The following is a 19,866-nucleotide window of genomic DNA, read 5'->3' as shown; positions in this document are numbered from 1 at the left end:
GTGATTTTTTCTACTTTTAAGTGCTGTGCTTGTCAGTTGATGGTTGTTTTTTTAAGAAAACTTGGTTAAAAATCCCAAAAGTTTTTTGGTCTTTGGTGTCAAAAGAGTGCGGCGATAGGTGTCTGCGGCTTTTTTAATTGCTTCTGCTTGAGTGGGGTAGGGATGAATAACGTTACTGAGCTTGTTTAAGCCGATTTTATTGACAATTGCCGTTGTAATTTCCGAAATCATCTCACCAGCATGACTCGCCACAATGGTTGCACCGACAATTTCATCTGAGCCTTTTTTATGGTGAATTTTCAGAAAACCATCTTCTTGGGCATCGGCGATCGCTCGGTCTACACTACTAAAAGGAACTTTAATGGTCTCTACGTCTTGACTTTCATAGACTCCTACATGGGCAATTTCTGGGTCAGTATAAGTTACCCAAGGCATCACCAAACTACTCAATTTTGACCTTCCCAAGCCAAAGGGAGAAAATAGGGTATTTTTAATGACAATACGTGCGGCTGCATCGGCTGCGTGGGTAAATTTCTTATCCATGCAGATATCACCAGCAGCGTAAATCTTTGGGTTGGTTGTTTGCAGATAATCATTGACTACCACACCCCGACGCTTGTCGTATTCTACCCCGACTGCTTCCAAATTTAACCCTTCCACATTAGGCGATCGCCCCGCACCCACTAATATCTCATCCACTGTCACCGAATCACGATAACCGTTAACAGAAAAGTACAACCGTTTACCTTCCGTGACAGTTACTACTTCTTCTACCTTGGCATTTAATACTAGGCGAATCCCGTCTCGAATTAACACCTGTTGGACAATTTGCGCCGCCTCAGCATCTTCTTTATTCAGGACGTGGGAACCGTTATGAATTAGTACTACCTCACTCCCCAAGCGCCGGAATGCTTGCGATAATTCGCAACCGATGGGGCCGCCACCAATCACTGCTAACTTTTCTGGTCTTTGAATGAGAGAAAAAACCGTCTCATTAGTTAAATACCCAGCTTCTTCAATGCCGATAATGGCAGGTTTTGTTGCTCTCGCACCAGTAGCAATCACAGCTTTTTTAAATTTAAGGGTTTTACCAGCCACTTCCACGGTGTTGCTGCTAGCAAATCTACCGCTACCCAAAAAAACATCAACTCCCAGGGATGCAAAGCGTTCAGCCGAGTCATGATGGCTAATTCCGGCTCTGACTCGCCGCATCCTCTCCATGACTGCGGGAAAATCAATATCAATCTGATGGGGAATATTAATCCCTAGATTTTTGCCATTCCCGATTTCCCCCACCACCCGCGAAGACCGAATGATAGTTTTAGAAGGTACACAACCCACATTCAAGCAATCTCCACCCATGAGATGCTTTTCAATTAACGCTACCTTTAAACCCACATCCAAACCAGCCGCACCCGCCGCCACCACCAAGCCAGCCGTCCCCGCACCAATGACCACCAAATCATAATTATCAGCAGGTTGGGGATTCACCCAATTGGGCGGATGCACATGAGCAACCAGTTTCTGATTATATTCATCCACTGGGCGAACGATGACTCTATCTAGTTCGGAATTGGACATTGGGTGTAACCTCTCTCAGCAATCCAAATTATCCTATTGTAAGCAAGCTACAAAATTCACAGTTCAAAATCAGGAAATTCAGAAAACGGATGGAAAAAATGAATGATTCCCTGAAAGCTGTTAACAAAATTTCAGGTTTAATTTTATATTCAAGATTATCAAATCTAAGTTAAGTAGAAAGGCTTAATAAAATAAAAGTTCGTAGTCAGGGCTACCCTACGGGAACGCTATGCGAATAGCCCTTTAAAACCTGTTAAGAGACCATTTATAAAGTAAATCTTAAGTAGGGGAGGCAAAAAGCGGTGTAGATGTTCTTCCCGCTTTATTGCCGTTGTGTTACGGCTATGAAAGGATTTGTGACTTAGAGACAAGACAATTTAGCCGTAACGCACCATCCGTGAGGCGGTGCGTTAGGCGCAAGGATATTTATTTCGTGACCAATCATCTTGGAAATCGGCGCCTAACACACCCTACAATAATTTTATTTTTGCTTTATAAATAACCTCTAAGAAAGCGATAAATCGCTCACTACAAACTTAATCATATCTACCTACTTAATTCTTGAACTAGTGAAACCTCTTTCTTCATAGGTCTTAGCTCAAGTTTTTGCTGTGGTAGCATTTTGGCATATCTATCAGTAAGAAAACGGTTGAGCTTTCTATCTAACCTTTTCAACAATCTTTTTAATGGCTTATTTTCATTTCCAAAGCTAACTTGACGCACAAAAGGTTTAATAATCGTCGCCACTCTTCTCACACCCAATTTTTTGTACTTGGTTTGAAAATAACCATCTTCAGATAAATTCCATTTGGCGCGGATACGTTGTAAACTTCCCAAAGTCCAAGCATCACTCCAACGTAGCATATAGAAATGTAAATCACTCCATTCAAGAGGAGGCCCTGGTACATAAGTGACTAAACTATCAGGTTCAAAATAAATCTTACCGCCTGCTTCTCTCACATTCATACAAAAATCTAAGTGTTCTTTTGTGTTGAGCATTTCTTCATCTAAATAGCTAATTCGCTCAAATATTTCAGTGCGAACTAGGGTGCAATGAAATTCTGCTAATTCTGTTTCAGTTTGCTGAAGTTGGGGGCGTAAATCTGATACTTGATGACCCTGTTTGTACATTTTCTCACGTAGATGTCTTCTGCCTTTGACATCTATCACGATGTGGCTTTCTCCGCCTGCAAAATGGACTCTTTGATGTATCGGCTGTTTTTCACACATTAAAGGCCCGACTACAGTTGCGCCTGTTGTTTCTGCACAGTTAACTAAGGCTTTTAACCAACCAGGAGAAACTACAACATCATTATCAACAAATACTAAATATTTAGTATCAACGTGACTTAAACCTATATTTCGAGCGTGGTTGGGTGAAAGATAATAATCTGTGCGAATTAATTTAAAGTTTTTGGTTTGGGCTTGTATTTGTAGGTATTTACTAACTTTAGTTGGGGAATTGCCATCTACATAAATTAATTTGAAAGGTATTTCCGTATGTTCGTAAATACTTTCCAGTGATTCTTGAGTACAGCTAAAACGTTCGCGGGGTACAACAACAAGGGTGATGATTGGTTCTGACATTGTTGAGAACTCCTATTAATTTTTTGATGAGATGAGTTGTGTTTTTAGAAAACTTTGTGTGGTTAATTGACTATGTAAAACTTGTTGATATATGGCTACTAATTCATGATTTAATTTGTTCATGTCGTATTTTTCTTCAACACGCGCACGTCCAGCTTTACCCATTTTTTCCCACAATTCTGGATGTTCGATAAGATAGGTTAATTTATTGGCGATCGCCTCTACATCTCGCTCTGGTACTAAAAACCCAGAAACCTCATCCTCGACTAACTCAGGTATACCGCCATGTCTTGTACTAATCACAGGTAAACCCATCGCCATCGCTTCCTTTAATGTGTTGACTGGTGCATCTTGATTACCATCTTGAGCAGTCACACTAGGAGCGAGAAAAATATGGCATTTATCTAATATTTCTACAATTTCTTTTTGCTGTTTCCAGCCTAATAACTTTACATTTTGGCTAATATTTAATTCAGAAATAAGTTGTTCAAAAGATTCTTTAAGTTTTCCATCGCCAATAATGTTATATTCAATATTAGGATAATTTTTAACTACTTTAGCAATAGCTTTAATTACATACTCAATTCCTTTTTTTTCTACCAAGCGTCCAGTGGTAGCAATGCGAATAACACCGTCATCAGGAAAATAGCGAGACTGAAAAAAGAATTTACTACAATCAATTCCTGAACCGTGGACATGAATTTTATTTGCATCACAACCTAGAGCAACTGCTTGATTTTTGAAAAATTCGCAATTGGCTAAGAAAAAGTCTGTTTCTTGGAATAAATTTTGATAAACTTGTTCACCCCATTTAGGGAGAAACTTACTAATATCTGAACCCCTGAAGGTAGAAATTAATTTACCTTCAATTAAACCAAGTTGACGAAACCACACACCAAATACGCCCAAAGTACTAAATTGACAGTGGATAATATCGTAAGATTTCTTTTCTAAAAATGGTAATGCTCGGTAAAGCATTTTTAAGGATTTTGCTTGACTAATGTAGCGGGTAGTATTGAGTAATTGTAGACAGACACTAGGATTTTTGTAAAAATTCAGCAGTAATAAACTCACACCTTTAACCCAACGCCATAACTCATTAGTTGGACGAGTGGGAGCGTATATTGTGCGTTCGATTAGTTGATATTGTTCAACTAATGGATGCACTTTAGATGTGTCTTGAGGACGACCATCGAGAGAGTAGATATCGACATCGTGTCCGCGTTCGATAGTCCCAACGATTTGATTTAAAATAAATGGCTCAGATAGCACGGGGAAATGTGCGACAAAGAAAGCTACTTTCATATTTTTTCTTAAATACGAGTTAATTCTTGGGATAAATTAGTCACACTTTTTTGAGGTAATTCTGATTTCAGCATTTGTTGATAAATTTCGACTAATTCATCATTTAGCTTGTTCATATCGTATTTCTCTTCAACACGCCTACGTCCAGCTTTACCCATGTTTTCCCACAATTCTGGATGTTCGATGAGATAGATTAATTTATCAGCGATCGCCTCCACATCTCGCTCTGGTACTAAATATCCAGAAACTCCATCTTCGACTAATTCAGGTATACCGCCATGTCTTGTACTTATCACAGGTAAACCCATCGCCATTGCTTCTTTTAATGTGTTGACTGGTGCATCTTGATTACCATCAGTAGCCGTCACACTAGGCGCGATAAAAATATGACTATTATCTAGAATTTCTACAATCTCTGTTTGTTGTTTCCATCCCAATAATTTGACAACATGACTAATATTTAATTCAGCAATTAGTTCTTCTAACTGTTCCTTTAAATCCCCATCGCCGATGATTTTGTATTCAATATTAGGATAAAATTCAGCTATCCTAGCGACTGCACGAATAGCATATTCAATCCCTTTCTTTTCTACCAATCTTCCTGTTGTTGCAATCTTTACTTTACCATCAACAGGAAAATAACGAGGCTTGAAGGTGAATTTACTACAATCTAAACCAGAACCATGAACTACAAGTTTATGGGGATTACAGCCTAAATTAATGGCGCGTTCGCCAAAAAACTGACAATTAGCTAAAAAAAAATCACCTTCATTAAAGAGTTGTTCATAAACATTTATGCCATTGTCTTGGACATATTTACTAATATCAACACCGCGAAAAGTCGTAATTAATCTACCCGAAATTATTCCCGCTTCCCGATAGGCAAGAGCAATAGGTGCTAACGTACCAAATTGACAATGAATAATATCGTAAGAGCCATCTTCAAGTAAAGCAGCAATTCTATAAAATGTTTTGATAGTTGCTACTTCCTTGTCATACTTTCCAGAAATAAAAAATCGCCAAGTTTTCAGAGAACCCTTATGAATATTCTTCAGCATTAAACCTATACCTTTACAAAAACGCCAAACAATATTATTGGGTAAATTAGGAGGGAAATATGCCCGTTTCATTAGCCCATATTCTTCCACAAGGGGATGCACTTTCCCCGTATAATCTTTTGGTAAACCATTCACCGGATGAATATAAACATCATGTCCACGGTCAATTAACCCCGTAATTTGATTGAGAATAAACGCCTCAGACAAAATAGGAAACCGCCAAACAATAAACCCTACCTTCATAATTAAACCTCCGCCTTACTCGGTGCAAACTTCTGCGACACTTTGCGTTACTAAATCCCCTCCTGCCTCAAAAAAATGCAAATGACTATTCAAATTCATCGCTTCCAACTGTCCAGAACCTAACAAGCCATCAGTAAATCTGAGTATACTAATTCCACAATTTGACTGTTGAAAACAATGATAAAACTCAGGAATTATCCCCAATGCAGTACCAATTAAAGCCCGATTTGTACCCCCATGTGCAACCACCAACAAAGTTTTACCAACATTATTTGGTAGTACCTCATGCCAAAATTCTTTTACACGTTCATATAAATTAAGAGCAGGATAAAACCTTGTTTCATTATCTAGCCGCATCCAAAACTCATGAGGACGCTGTTTCCAAAGTTGATAAGCTTCTGGAAAGATTTCCCGCACATATTGAAACGCTAAACCTTCCCAAGCAGGCATATCATTTTCCCGTAACCTATCATCGATAAAAACTGCATTTGCTGGAACAGAAATTACCTCTAAAATTTCCTTAGCGGTTTCCTGCGCCCGCTTCAAGGAACTAATATACACAGCATCAAATGCTATTCTCTTCAGAAATTCGCCTGTGATTCGCGCATCCCTGCGCCCAACTTCTGTTAGTACCGACTCATCACTACTACCTTGATATAATCCCAAAGCATTAAATGTACTCTCTCCGTGGCGTAGAAGAACCACGCGAGTTCCTGGACATTTCTCAAGCTTCAACTGCATAGATATCTCCTTCTGGTTCGACAATACTTTGCATCCGGTACAAGGTTGCATAGCAACCACTCAAACGCATCAATTCTGCGTGAGTACCTTGTTCTAAAATGCTTCCGTCCTCGACGTAGAAAATCATATCTGCATTTTCTACCGCCTTGAGGTTGTGGGAAATGACAAATGTTGTCCGCCCCTCGGTTAATTTGGCGAGTGCAGTATTAACAGTATGTTCACTCTTGTTATCTAAACCTGTGGTGGGTTCATCCAGAATCACTATTGGTGCTTGTCGTATAGCAGCACGAGCGATCGCAATTCTTTGTCTTTGTCCTCCTGATAGTGTACCACCGCGATCGCCCAAAATAGTATCGTACCCTTGGGGCAGATTCATGATAAATTCATGAGCATTCGCCAGACGTGCAGCTTTCTCCACTTCCTTATCACTAGCGCCCAATTTCCCGTAAGCAATATTTTCCCTGACACTCACCGCAAATAACACACTCTCTTGCAAAACCACACTGATTTGCTGACGCAGAGAATTTAAGGTATATTCGCGGATATCTTGACCATCGATTAAAATTCGCCCTGCTTCTGGATCATAAAGCCGTAATATTAAACTCAGGAGGGTTGACTTACCGCCTCCAGAAGCCCCAACCAAAGCAATTTGCTGCCCTGGTTGCACAGTAAAGCTAATATCTTTTAAGATTTCAGTCCCTGTATCATAACCAAAGAAGACATTTTCAAACCTCACTGCACCGAAAAAAGGATGGGCTGGTTTCGCCCCTGGTAAATCTTGAACGTGGGGTTCATAGTCGAGAAGTTCCACCACCCGTTCCCCGGAAGCTGTGGCTTTAGCAATTTGTCCGATTTGATTGGAAAGTTTCCGCATCGGTTCAAAAGCGTTTTTGAGATAAGTCATAAATACCAACAGTTCCCCAGGCGTAAGTTCTTTGTTTAGCACCACATAAGAACCCCGCCACAACACCGCAGCAATAATCATCGCCATCAAAATTTGTACAGCCCTTTCTAGTGCGGCTGACAATCGCAGAGATTCGATAGCCTCATCTAAACTTTTTTGATTTTGCCTCGAAAAAACATCATGCAACATTTCCTGAAGAGATAGGACTTGCACAATCTTAATTGCACCAATAGTTTCGCCAGTAGTTGCAGCTAAAACACCTTCAGAATCACGATGCTTTTTCGCAAACTTGCGAATGCGACTAATCATATTGCTAGTCAACAATAAGAGTAGCGGGAAAATCCCCGTCACCACTAACGCCAACTGCCAATTTAGCCAAAACATAATTCCCAACATCCCCACCAGAGAGAATGTATTAGTAAATAAAGGTAAGGCTGTTTTCACCGTCACAGTCCGCATCTTTTCTATATCTGCGGTGACGCGGGTGATTAAATCGCCACTTTTAGATTGTTGGTGAAAGGATAAAGAAAGATGCTGTAAGTGATGAAAAACATTAGCACGTACCTCCGACAACACCCGCACTACAGCCAAAGACATTCCGTAGGTGCTGAGGTATGCAGCTACGCTACCCACCCCAGAAATCGCCACAATAGCCACAGCCGAGAACGTTAATAATAAAACAGGACTTAATCCATAAGTATTAGTAACATTCACCGTATTATTATGAGCAGGTATGAGAATATAATCAAAAACAAATTTTAAAGGCCAAGGCTCAAGTAAACGTAAGCCCGTTTCCAATAAAAGTGCCAAGAAAGAACCAGTTATTAAAACTTTTTGTTGGCGAATATAAGGCGAGAATTTTTCTAATATCTGTGAGATACCTGGAATCACACCTTTTAATTCCTTTTCTTTGGCACGTTGAGCCATTAACTACTTCTCCTTACTTGATATAGATTAAAACTGCAATTTCTCAAACTCCTCCGCGCTTATGTGTGACAGACACTTTGCTCAATTCGGGAAACCCGCCCGCGCAAGTGTCCTCCTCTCCGTGAGACAAATTCTTCAGAAAAACAGCAGTTTTCTCCGCACCCTGCAAATCAAACTGTGGGTAACTTTCCCAAGCTCTATTTTTGTTTAAGCAAGTAATAATTCTATCTGCCAGATTATATGCTTCTAAATCTTGTGCAAACATATAATCTAAAATTCCCAACTGCTGTAATTTTTGTGTCCTGATTAACTGTTCCTTATCTTCATTTTCATGCCCAATAGGAACAACAATCGCCCGGACACCAGTACTTAAAATATTTATTGTCGTATTATAACCACTGAGACTAAGAGAAATATCTGCCGTTTGCATATAAGCCAGTAGTTGTAAGGTGTATGTTTCGATATGAATATTTTCTTGATGAGCAGTAAGTTGTGTTAATTGGTCTACCTTTTCTTCTGGCATAAAAGGGCCAGTAAATATTTTAATAATACAAGGAATTTGTCTGGCTAAAATTGGACTCGCCTCTATTACTGTCTTTAAAAGCTCATAGCCAATCCTTCCACCACCAACACTCACAAGAATTTTTTTTATTCCCGGATTTACTTCACCCCATAATTGATGATCATCGATATTTTTCATTACAGGCTGAGTGACAAATCCAGTATGAATAATTTCAGCTTTGATATCTTTATATCTAGGAAAAGTTTCCGAAAATTGCTGAAATCTAGCATCTGCATGAAATAGTAATAAATCAAAATAGCGATTCATTAAATAGCAAATGGTTTCCTCTTCTTCCTGATTACTATCTTTACCGATAACATCGCGTAAACTACAAAGAATTTTTGTATCAGGACTTGTGGTTTTAATATGTTCAACCAGAGGAACTAATTCAAACAATAGCTTATGTCTACCAAAGGGGAAGAATTCTGTAATTAAATAGTCTGGCTTGGTTTTATCAAATTCAGAGATCAGGAGATTCTTTCTAAGTTCTTTTACTTCTTCTACACTGTTGTAATCATCCTCAACTATAAATCTACCATTTTCTAACCATAGTGCAGGTAATTGAATTAATTTTACTTGGGCAGGCATTTCAAAACCTACGATTTTTGGGCCGCCAACAATAAAATAAACCTGAAAATATTTAACCAAATTCCGCACGATTTCTGTGCTTCTAACTAAATGTCCCATACCACTAAGGTATTGGCAATAAAACATGATTTTCTTCATAGTTAAATAGACATTGATAATTTGTCCGGGTTAACATTTGATAGAGATATTTTTTGACATTATCCAAGCCGTTCATGCTTAACTTGAATTTGGATATCGGCAACTGATTAACCAAGGCAAACTTCAAGGCTTCAGGACTCAATTCACCTGGATTAATTGCCGGAAACAAACCTAATTTAGCCATTCTTTGGGCGCGAATTAATTGCTCTTTTGATGGGTGCGATCGCGGTATAATTACGGCAGGTTTATTTGCAGATACAATTTCACAAACTGTGTTATAACCAGCCATTGAAACTATGGCATCTGCTGCTTGGATATAACTCATCAAATCATCGGTAAATTCCCTCACTTGTACTTGAGGATTATTTTCTGCCACTTGCATAATAAGTTGTTTTTGAGTTTGCGGCATTTCTGGACCATAAATTATCAAACTTTTGTAGCTATTTGCTTCAGCCAATAATTTAATAGCACCAAGATAAGTATCAACTAATTCATAGCCATCTTCCCCACCACCAGGAGTTACTAAAATCAAACGTTCTCCGGGGGAGACTTGTAATTCATTTCTAATATTTTCCGGTGATTTTAATCCTGATTTACGTCCTATATATCCGCAGTAATGGGATTTTCGGGCGATGTTGGGGGAAAACTCATATTCTTGAACAGTGTGAAAAACTTCTGGTGTACCAACTATTAAAACTTGATGGTAAAACTTTTCGATAGCTGCATAATAGCCGTTTTTTGTCCAATCGGCGACAGTTACTTGTGGGGAGTCGAGAATATCGCGCAGTAACAAAACTAGTTTGGTTTGCGGAAGTTGGCGACGGAAATAATGGATGGTATCAGCTAACTCGTTTTTGACACCGTATGGTTTTTTATCTACCAAAAATAAGTCTGGTTGAAAGTTAATTGCAGCAGAGAGAATTAACTGCGATCGCAATCTTACCGTCTCTTCAAGTCCTATTCCCAGATATTTTACCGCCACTTCCCCAGTTGAGCCTCTGTTTAAGCAAGGAAGTTTGATATAGTCTAGGCCCTTGGGTAAACGAAACCCTTGTACCATCGGCGAACCCGACAGCAGTAATATCGAAATTCCCGGAATTTCTTGCAATAGATGTTCGCAGATAGCTAACATTCTGCGGATGTTACCGAGTCCGTATGCGTCATGGGAATATACCAACATTCGCATAATTGTTACCCATTAAGTTGGAATACACATAGCAGAAACACCCGTTTGATGTTCTCTTACCAGTACATATAATCACTTATTTATATGAGTTTTTCATGAAATTTGCATGAGAAGTTTCTCATCAAACTTTTGAGCATATTCAGCAGTATTTTTCCAGTCCAGAAAAGGTGTATATCAACTTTTTTACATGAAGTGAAGAGATGATTTTTGATATCCGGCACTGGTTTCATGAGAACTTTCTCATGTTTCCTTCATTATCTTCTCATGAAGCTTTGATTAAACTTACTTTAAGTTAAGGTTAAACTGAAATCAATAGTAGCTTACTTATCATTAGGAGGCAAACTAAGTAAGAGACATTCAGGCTCTATTTGTCAAAATTTGGACTTTACTAAACTCCACGAAGATAGTGTTTCCTCATGAATCATATCGGATTGCTAGATAAGAACGGTATTAGAGACCGTGGGAAAAATTAAGGAGTGCAAATGAACAAATTGTTACCCCACTCTGAAGAAATAACACGAACATCGGCTAGCGTCGTATCTTCAGAGGTTAGTAGTTTATCTAGCAATACTCGTAAGTGGCGCATTGCTTTATATTCCCACGACACAATGGGGCTAGGACACAAACGCCGTAATTTGTTAATTACTCAAACCTTAGGATCTTCACCCCTACAAACTGATATTTTAATGATTAGCGGCATTCAAGATGCCAGCAATCTACCAACACCACCAGGGGTGGATTGTTTGACACTCCCGGCTCTGCACAAAAACATTGATGGGCAATATCAGGCACGAAAATTGCATCTATCATTGCAGGAAATTATTACACTGCGATCGCAAGTTATCCTCACAACCATCAAAACATTTAAACCTGATATTTTCATTGTGGATAATGTACCGCGAGGAGCAGTCAAAGAACTAGACCCCACCTTAGACTACTTGCGTAGAGAAGGGAAAACTCTCTGCATTCTAGGTTTACGGGATATCTTAGATGAACCTGCTTCCGTGCGTCGAGATTGGAAACGAGCTGCTAATGAAGAGGCTATTCAAACATACTATGATCAAGTTTGGGTGTATGGCGATCGCAACATCTATGACCTAGCCAAAGAATATCACCTCCAGCCAAAAACCGTTGCCAAATTCCGCTACACAGGCTATCTTGACCAACGCAGCCGACTAAAACATCTGGATGTAGATAGCGTTCAAGCATTTAAATCCCTCAATCTGCCATCTGAACGCTTAGTATTGTGCTTAATGGGAGGCGGACAAGATGGAGCGCGTTTAGCAGAAACATTCGCTCATGCTGAACTACCACCCCAGATGAACGGTATAATCTTGACAGGCCCCTTTATGCCGCGAGAAGTTAGGCAAAAACTCCACAACTATGCAGCCCAACGTGACAATTTGCGCGTGTTGGAATATTTAGCCGAGCCGACAATGTTACTACATCAAGCCGAGCGCGTGATTGCGATGGGTGGTTACAATACCACCTGTGAATTGTTGTCATTTGGCAAGCGATCGCTGATTATACCCCGCGTCAAACCCCGAAAGGAACAATTAATCCGGGCTGAAAGATTACAAAAACTTAGCTTAATTGATGTATTGCACCCAAATCAACTAACACCTGCGGCATTAACCAACTGGCTAAAACTGGAGATTAAGCCACCACAAGTCCGTAATTTCGTCGATCTCCAAGGACTTACCCGCATTCCCCAATTCGTCGATGAAATCCTCATGTCTGCTCATCAAGCACCACCACAAGCTTCTTGAAAAGTCATCAGTCATTTGTCAAAAGCAAAAATCCCACCTCCTCAATTACGAATTACGAATTACGTAGCTTGCGTCCCGAAAGGTATTACGAAATTATGTCCATGTCTGTTGCTTATGTTCTCAAACGTTATCCTCGCTATTCTGAAACCTTTGTTGTCAATGAAATTCTGGCTCATGAAGCGGCTGGCTTAGATATCAAAATTTTCGCTTTAAGACCACCATCAGACACGCACTTTCAAAATATTATTTCCCAGGTACGTGCGCCTGTAACTTACATTCGCAAACCAATTCAAGGTCGGGTGAGCGACTCACTTAATAGCCTCGCACCTACAGCCGCTAGTTATTTCTGGGCAGAATTACAAGAAGCCAGTCAAGTTATCCCTGATTTTTGGTCAAAATTGGCATTTGCTCAAGGTGAAAAAGCCAGCACTGTCTACCAAGCTGCATGGTTAGCACGAGAAGTAAAACTCAAAGGCATTACTCATTTACACGCTCATTTTGGCACTGTAGCAACTAGTGTCGCTCGCCTAGCATCTCACTTTACAGGCATTCCCTATACCTTCACGGCTCACGCTAAAGATATCTTTCATGAAAGCGTGGAATTTGCGGATATGCAATGTAAGTTACAGGATGCGGCTAGTGTGGTAACTGTGAGTGATTATAATGTCGAATATCTGCACAAGACATATAACCTAGCCGCAAACCAAGTCCAACGCATCTATAACGGGTTAGATTTACGACAATTACAATATTCTTCGCCGGCTGAACGTCCGCCATTAATTATCTCAGTCGGTCGGTTAATTGAGAAGAAAGGGCTATCTGTTTTAATTGATGCTTGTGCGATTCTCAAGCAGAAAAATTATGAGTTTCAGTGTCAAATTGTCGGTACTGGTTCTTTAGAATTTACCTTGCGGCGGCAAATTATAGATTTGGGACTGCAATCTTGTGTGGAAATTATCGGCCCGCGTCCCCAAAATGATGTGTTTCAATTAGTACAACAAGCTGCTGTGTTTGCTGCGCCTTATGTGATTGGCAAAGATGGTAATCGGGATGGATTACCTACAGTTTTGCTGGAAGCTATGGCTTTGGGAACTCCCTGTGTGAGTACGGATGTGACGGGTATTCCTGAATTGGTACGGGATGGAGAGACTGGGTTGATTGTCGGGCAATATGATGCGGAGCAGTTAGCCAATGCTCTTGGGCAACTCCTGACAGATTCTGCTTTAAGGGTGAGGTTGTCAACTCAGGCTAGGGAATTAATTGAATCTGAGTTTGATATTCATCGTAATACGGCGGTTTTAAAGGAGTTATTTCTCACGCAGAGGAGGACACTTGCGTGGGCGGGTCTCCCGACTTGAGCAAAGTGTCCGTCGCGCAGAGGCGCAGAGGAGTATCAGAGGGTTTATACCAATTAAAAAGAATAGATACACATTCTCAAACCCTTGTGATATCAGGCTTTCTTTATTTTGAATTTTGAATTGGTATTAGGAGGTGTGAAGGGTGAGAGTTGCTTATATTTGTGCTGATCCTGGTATACCTGTATTTGGGCAGAAGGGATGCTCTATTCATGTGCAGGAGGTAATCCGAGCTTTAATCGGGCAAGGTGGACAAGTTACATTGTTTGCTACTCGGATTGGGGGAGAGTTACCGGCGGATTTGGCTGATGTGGTAGTACATCAACTTCCACCTATTCCCAAGCTAGAACGGGCGGTGCGAGAGCAGGTTGCTTTAGCCAGTAATCCTGATTTACGTTTAAATTTGGAGAAATTCGGCTCTTTTGATTTGATTTATGAGCGTTATTCTCTTTGGAGTTATGGCGCGATGGAATATGCCCAAGCTATGGGAATCCCTGGTTTGTTGGAGGTGAATTCGCCTCTGATTATCGAACAGGCACAGCATCGGGGTTTGATTGATCGTCAAAGTGCGGAAACTGTGGCTAGTCGGGTGTTCTCAGCCGCTACAGCATTGATTGCGGTTTCTGATGCAGTGAAAACTTACTTGCTGGATTATGTGGATAGTAGCAAAGTTCATGTCATCCCTAATGGTGTCAATCCTCACCGCTTTTCTAATCTGCGTTCGGCAAGTCAACGAGAAAGTTTTACAGTGGGATTTGTCGGTAGTTTGAAACCTTGGCATGGATTGCCAATCCTGACGGAAGCTTTCAGTTTACTGCATCAACGTGTTCCCAACGCCAAACTTTTGATTGTTGGTGATGGCCCGGAACGAGAGAATCTGGAAGCTGAATTAGCTACACGGGGATTAGATGCTCATACTCAATTTACAGGTGCGGTGAATCCTGATGAAATTCCCCAATTATTAGCTGCAATGGATGTGGCTGTTGCACCCTACGCCGCACAAGCTGATTTTTACTTCTCACCGTTGAAAGTGTATGAATATATGGCGGCTGGTTTGCCTGTAGTTGTTAGTCAGATTGGGCAATTGACAGACTTGATTGATCCAGGGGTGAATGGTATGCTTTGCCCTCCTGGTGATGCGATCGCCTTAGCTGACACTTTAGAACAATTATGGCGATCGCCTACTCTCCGTCATAGTTTAGGACAGGCGGCACGTAAAACTGTCATAGCAAATCATACTTGGGATGCGATCGCAGGGCAAATTCTGCATATAGCCTCTTCATTACCGATGGAGGTGAAACGATAAATGCCAAAACCCAAAAAATCAGCTGTTCCCGGTTTGTGGGGAGTGCTGGCTTATTTCTGGCCTGATATTCGTCCCCAGTATGGACTACTTTTAGTTTCGGCGATCGCCTTAATTGCAGATGTCGGATTCCGAGTATTAGAACCTTGGCCGCTCAAGTTTGTCTTTGATTACGTTCTCCTGCGTGGCGAAAGGCTCAATAGTATTCCCGTGATTGCTGGTTTAGAACCAATCACATTACTGACATTCTCAGCCGTTGCAGTCTTACTTATCACAGGCTTACGCGCCCTTGCTGCTTATTGGAGTACCGTGGGATTAGCCATAGTCGGTAGCCGAGTCATGGCGAAAGTGCGGAATCATTTATATTGTCATCTGCAAAATTTATCTTTGGCTTATCACACCAAAGCCCGTAGTGGTGATTTAATTATCCGTGTCAGTAGCGATGCTAGCCGTCTCCAAGAGATTATGATTACGGCAGCTTTACCGCTAATAGTGAGCATTCTCTCTCTATTTGGCATGATTGGGGTGATGTTTTGGATGAATCGTAGCCTCACTCTGCTATCACTCATCACATTACCGTTCTTTTGGTTAGTTACTAACCGACTCAGCCAGCGCATCAAAGATTCCTCATTAAAACAACGTCAACAAGAAGGTGCTGTGGCGGCGACTGCGGCTGAATCTATAGCTGCGATTAAATTAATAAAAGCCCTTTCCCTACAGGATGCTTTTGCGCGAGTATTTGCTCAACAAAATCAGAGTAGTTTGAAAGAAAGCGTTAAAACCCAACGGCTGGCGGCTCACTTGGAACGTACCGTTGATGCTGTAATTGCAATGGGAACAGCGATCGTTTTATGGTATGGCTCTTGGTTGGCGTTGCGTGATGCTTTAACCCCTGGGGATGTGTTGGTATTCCTTACCTACCTCAAGAATGCCTTTAAGCCAGTGCAGAACTTCGCTAAATACACGGGACGACTAGCTAAAGCTGCGGCTTCTGGTGAGCGTATTTTAGATGTGTTAAATCAAAAACCTGATATCTTTGATGCACCGGATGCCATCCCAGCACCAATTTTACGGGGTGCGGTAAGTTTTGATCACGTCCACTTTGCTTATGACTCAGGACAAGTCCTACTAGAAGATATCAATTTAAACATTCAATCGGGACAGCAAGTAGCAATTGTGGGGACTTCTGGTGGTGGTAAATCGACGTTAGTGAGTTTATTATTACGGCTTTATGATCCTACATCCGGGCGGGTGATGATTGATGGGCGGGATATTCGAGAATACACATTGGCATCATTACGTCCGCAAATTAGTGTAGTTTTGCAAGATAGTCTTTTATTCGCTGCAAGTATTAAAGAAAACATTGCCTACGGCATTGCTGGGGTGTCTGATGCGGAAATTGAAGAGGCGGCGCGTTTAGCTCATGCTCATGATTTTATCCAAGCTTTACCGCAAGGATATGACACTATTGTTGGGGAAAGAGGCGCGACTCTTTCTGGGGGACAAAGACAACGGATTGCGATCGCTCGTGCTGCTATTCGTCAAGCTCCTATCCTGATTTTAGATGAACCTACTACGGGGTTAGATAAGGGTAGTGAGAAGGCTGTGATTGATGCGCTGCAAAGGTTGTCACAAAATCGCACAACTTTTTTGATTACTCATGATCTTGATTTTGCTACTCGTGCAGATATGATTGTTTATTTGGAAAATGGGCGGGTGGTGGAACAAGGTTCTCATGTGGAGTTGATGCACAAAAATGGGCGTTATGCGGCTTTGTATGAGGTGCAGGCTTCTTTGAGGGTTTAGAGAGGGGAGATAAGAGAGTTTTTTTAACGCAGAGGGGCGCGGAGGTATGCGCGGAGGTACGCTGAGTATGGGTTTTAGTGATGAGAAGATGCCTTTTTTGGCGGATGCGGTTGATCGGGTGCGGGTGGAGGAGTGTTTTGAGGGGTGTTTGGACATAGCTAAAAATTGTCGTGTGCAGAATGTCCGGGTAATTCGTCATAAGTTGGGGCGGCGTTGTTTGATTGAATATGAGTTGATTAATAATGCCGGGGAAATTATTACGCTGATTGGTAAGGTGAGGGCGAAGGGAACGGATTTTCATAGTTATGAGTTACAGAAATCTCTATGGGAATCGGGATTTGCTGATGATAGTCCTGATGGAATTTCTGTACCTGAACCTGTAGGGATAATTCCTGAATGGCAAATGTGGTTGCAGCGTAAGGTTGAAGGGGTGACTGCTACTCAATTACTATCTCAAGCTAACGGTATTTTACCTGCAAAATTAATTGCTGAAGCTGCTTATAAATTGCATCAAGTTAATATTATTCCTCGTCGTTCTCATACGATGTCAGATGAATTAAGAATTTTGCATGAACGGATTCCATTAGTTATGGAACAATATCCACAATGGCAAGCACGTTTAAAACGCATATTAGCAGCAAGTGATGATTTAGGAGAAAAGACATCAGAATTAAAATGCTGTGGTATTCATCGTGATTTTTATCATGATCAAGTGATTATTAATAATTCTCGTTTGTATCTCATTGACCTAGATTTATATTGTATAGGTAATCCAGCAGTTGATATCGGTAATTTCATTGCTCATCTGCAAGAATACAGCTTGCGTACCTTTGGTAATTCCCAAGCATTACAAGAGTATGCAAATATTCTAACTACAAGATTCATTCAGCTTACAGGCGATGAATTTTTACCTGCAATTGAAGCTTATACTACTCTAACTTTAGTCCGACATATTCATATCAGCACTCTATTTATTGAACGTCGTCTTTTTACAGAAAGATTATTACATCTATGCGAACAGCGACTTAATGTAATTTGTAATTCGTAATAAAAAAGGCTCCGCTACACTAACGTAATTATAAATTTAGTGAATCAAATTGCTGATTTTCAGGAGATAAGATTGATGGGTTTGATTGTTGGGAAGGAAATGCACCTAATTGGTTTAATCATTTCCATTTTTTTGAGTAGTATAACTAAAGTTAGCGCAACAACTATTCCAGTAGAAGAAGAAAATAATAAATTTCATAAAATCACATCAGTTTCTCAGTTGTCGGATATTACTCCTGAAAGTTGGGCATTTCAAACACTACAAGCATTGATTGAGCAATATGATTGTGCTATCCAGGATAATACTAATAATCAAACCCTGACTAGATATGACTTTGCTAGTAAATTCCATACTTGTATTACACACATAAATAAGCTAATTAATCAGGGTAAAATTGACAAAATTAATCGAATAACCTTAACTAATATTCAACAATTAAAAACAAAATTTTCGGCAGAGTTAGCAACTTTTAGCAACCGCATAGATTTATTAGAAAAAGAAGTGGCTGCATTAGAAATACAACAGTTTTCACCCCAAGTTGAGTTAGAGGGAGAGATTATTTTTGCTGTGACTGGAGTCGCTGGTGGGAAAAAAGCCAACAGTAGAACCAAGCCAATAAATGAGAATTTAGCATTTAGCGATCGCGTCCGTCTCAGCTTAGAGACTAGTGTTACTGGTAAAGACCAATTACAAGTACGCTTGCAAGGTCGAAATACACCAGAATTAGCAGATGTTACCGGAACTCAAATGGCTAATTTGGGATTTGATGGTGACGATGATAATGAGGTGGAAGTAGATGAGATAGATTATAAATTCCCCCTAAGTAAGCAGACTCGTATAACTTTATATGCTTTGGGAGGAGGATTAGGTGATTTTGTACCTAGTGTCAATCCTCTTTTTAGCGGTAGTGGAGACGGCTCAATTTCCACATTTGGACGAGAAAATCCGATTCGCCGACAAGGTGGGGGTGCAGGTATCGGCATTTCTCATAATTTCAATGACTCTCTCAATTTCTCGTTAGGATACGTCACTAACGATGCAGCTGATCCAGAGAGAGGAATTTTTGCTAGTCCTCATGGCGCCATCGCTCAACTCACCCTTGAACCTACCAAAAACACAGCACTCAGTGTTACCTATATCTACTCTTACAATAATGTAAATACGGGAACCGGCAGCGAATTAACCGGCAATCCGTTTAATAATCAAGCAGATGCAATTACAGCTAATTCCTTTGGTGCAGAAGCTGCTTGGCAAATTAACCCAACTATCACCCTGGGAGGGCGAGTTGGTTTGATTGATGCAAAAGCAGAAGATTTACCCGCAAACCCAAATGCTGTCATCTCTACATGGGCGTTACTACTAACTCTTAGAGATATTGGCAAAGAAGGTAGTTTTGCTGGATTTGTGGTAGGTCAACCACCTAAAGTGAATCATAATAGTTTCGGTGATGCCTTTGAAGATGAGGATACATCTTTACATATAGAAGCTTTTTACCACCTGCAAATCACAGATAATCTGGCAATAACTCCAGGGTTATTTCTCATCACGAACCCAGAACATAATAATAGTAATGACAAAATTTATATTGGTACAGTTCGGACAACTTTTACCTTCTAAGTATCAGTAAGTGGAAGAAGTCTGAGGAGTCGAGATATATCACTCATTACTCATTACTCATTACTCATTACTCATTACTCATTACTCATTACTCATTACTCATTACTCATTACTCATTACTCATTACTCATTACTCATTACTCATTAC

At 40.5% G+C, this 19,866-nt stretch carries 14 protein-coding genes; 6 read left to right on the top strand and 8 right to left on the bottom strand.

Annotated elements, in window-relative coordinates; all coding sequences use genetic code 11:
- Positions 1–51: 51 nt before the first annotated feature.
- The 8 genes from H6G18_RS10375 to H6G18_RS10340 all read right to left on the bottom strand — a co-directional run bounded on the left by H6G18_RS10375 (position 52) and on the right by H6G18_RS10340 (position 10,820).
- Positions 52–1,581 (bottom strand): mercuric reductase, encoded by a 1,530-nt coding sequence (locus tag H6G18_RS10375; protein ID WP_190407024.1) that lies wholly within the window; start codon positions 1,579–1,581, stop codon positions 52–54.
- 546 nt (positions 1,582–2,127) lie between these two features.
- Entirely contained in the window at positions 2,128–3,168 is a 1,041-nt protein-coding gene (locus H6G18_RS10370) for a glycosyltransferase family 2 protein (RefSeq protein ID WP_190407023.1), read from the bottom strand.
- A gap of 15 nt (positions 3,169–3,183) precedes the next feature.
- Positions 3,184–4,473 (bottom strand): glycosyltransferase, encoded by a 1,290-nt coding sequence (locus H6G18_RS10365; RefSeq protein ID WP_190407022.1) that lies wholly within the window; start codon positions 4,471–4,473, stop codon positions 3,184–3,186.
- A gap of 8 nt (positions 4,474–4,481) precedes the next feature.
- Positions 4,482–5,774 (bottom strand): colanic acid biosynthesis glycosyltransferase WcaL, encoded by a 1,293-nt coding sequence (locus tag H6G18_RS10360; protein WP_190407021.1) that lies wholly within the window; start codon positions 5,772–5,774, stop codon positions 4,482–4,484.
- Positions 5,775–5,789: 15 nt separating this feature from the next.
- The gene (locus tag H6G18_RS10355; RefSeq protein WP_190407020.1) at positions 5,790–6,515 is read right to left on the bottom strand and encodes a histidine phosphatase family protein; all 726 of its coding nucleotides are present in this window, start codon (positions 6,513–6,515) and stop codon (positions 5,790–5,792) included.
- Positions 6,499–8,346 (bottom strand): ABC transporter ATP-binding protein, encoded by a 1,848-nt coding sequence (locus H6G18_RS10350; protein WP_190407019.1) that lies wholly within the window; start codon positions 8,344–8,346, stop codon positions 6,499–6,501. Before H6G18_RS10350 ends, H6G18_RS10355 begins: the two co-directional genes overlap by 17 nt.
- Positions 8,347–8,389: 43 nt before the next feature.
- Positions 8,390–9,634: a glycosyltransferase family protein gene (locus H6G18_RS10345; protein WP_190407018.1), complete on the bottom strand. Its 1,245-nt coding sequence runs from the start codon at positions 9,632–9,634 to the stop codon at positions 8,390–8,392.
- On the bottom strand, positions 9,600–10,820 hold the full coding sequence (locus H6G18_RS10340) for a glycosyltransferase family protein (RefSeq protein ID WP_190407017.1): 1,221 nt from the start codon (positions 10,818–10,820) through the stop codon (positions 9,600–9,602). Before H6G18_RS10340 ends, H6G18_RS10345 begins: the two co-directional genes overlap by 35 nt.
- 482 nt (positions 10,821–11,302) lie before the next feature.
- Between H6G18_RS10340 and H6G18_RS10335 the strand changes: the two genes are divergently transcribed.
- From H6G18_RS10335 to H6G18_RS10310, 6 genes are all read left to right on the top strand, one after another.
- Positions 11,303–12,589 carry a glycosyltransferase family protein gene (locus H6G18_RS10335; RefSeq protein WP_190407016.1) on the top strand — a complete coding sequence of 429 codons (1,287 nt, stop codon included), beginning with the start codon at positions 11,303–11,305 and terminating at the stop codon, positions 12,587–12,589.
- 95 nt (positions 12,590–12,684) lie between these two features.
- On the top strand, positions 12,685–13,947 hold the full coding sequence (locus H6G18_RS10330) for a glycosyltransferase (protein ID WP_190407015.1): 1,263 nt from the start codon (positions 12,685–12,687) through the stop codon (positions 13,945–13,947).
- A 142-nt stretch (positions 13,948–14,089) separates the two neighbouring features.
- On the top strand, positions 14,090–15,250 hold the full coding sequence (locus H6G18_RS25195; protein ID WP_190407014.1) for a glycosyltransferase family 4 protein: 1,161 nt from the start codon (positions 14,090–14,092) through the stop codon (positions 15,248–15,250).
- Positions 15,251–17,053, top strand: coding sequence for an ABC transporter ATP-binding protein (locus H6G18_RS10320; protein ID WP_190407013.1), 1,803 nt, complete (start codon positions 15,251–15,253; stop codon positions 17,051–17,053).
- Between the two features lie 46 nt (positions 17,054–17,099).
- Positions 17,100–18,101 (top strand): phosphotransferase family protein, encoded by a 1,002-nt coding sequence (locus H6G18_RS10315; protein WP_190407012.1) that lies wholly within the window; start codon positions 17,100–17,102, stop codon positions 18,099–18,101.
- Positions 18,102–18,176: 75 nt separating this feature from the next.
- Positions 18,177–19,718, top strand: a complete 1,542-nt coding sequence (locus H6G18_RS10310; RefSeq protein WP_190407011.1) for an iron uptake porin — start codon at positions 18,177–18,179, stop codon at positions 19,716–19,718.
- The last annotated feature ends 148 nt before the right edge of the window (positions 19,719–19,866 follow it).

The sequence above is a fragment of the Anabaena subtropica FACHB-260 genome, assembly GCF_014697105.1.
GTDB classification, from domain to species: Bacteria; Cyanobacteriota; Cyanobacteriia; order Cyanobacteriales; family Nostocaceae; genus Trichormus; species Trichormus subtropicus.
The sequence above is the reverse complement of the archived record's forward strand: the minus strand, read 5'-3'. Positions and strand labels throughout refer to the sequence as shown.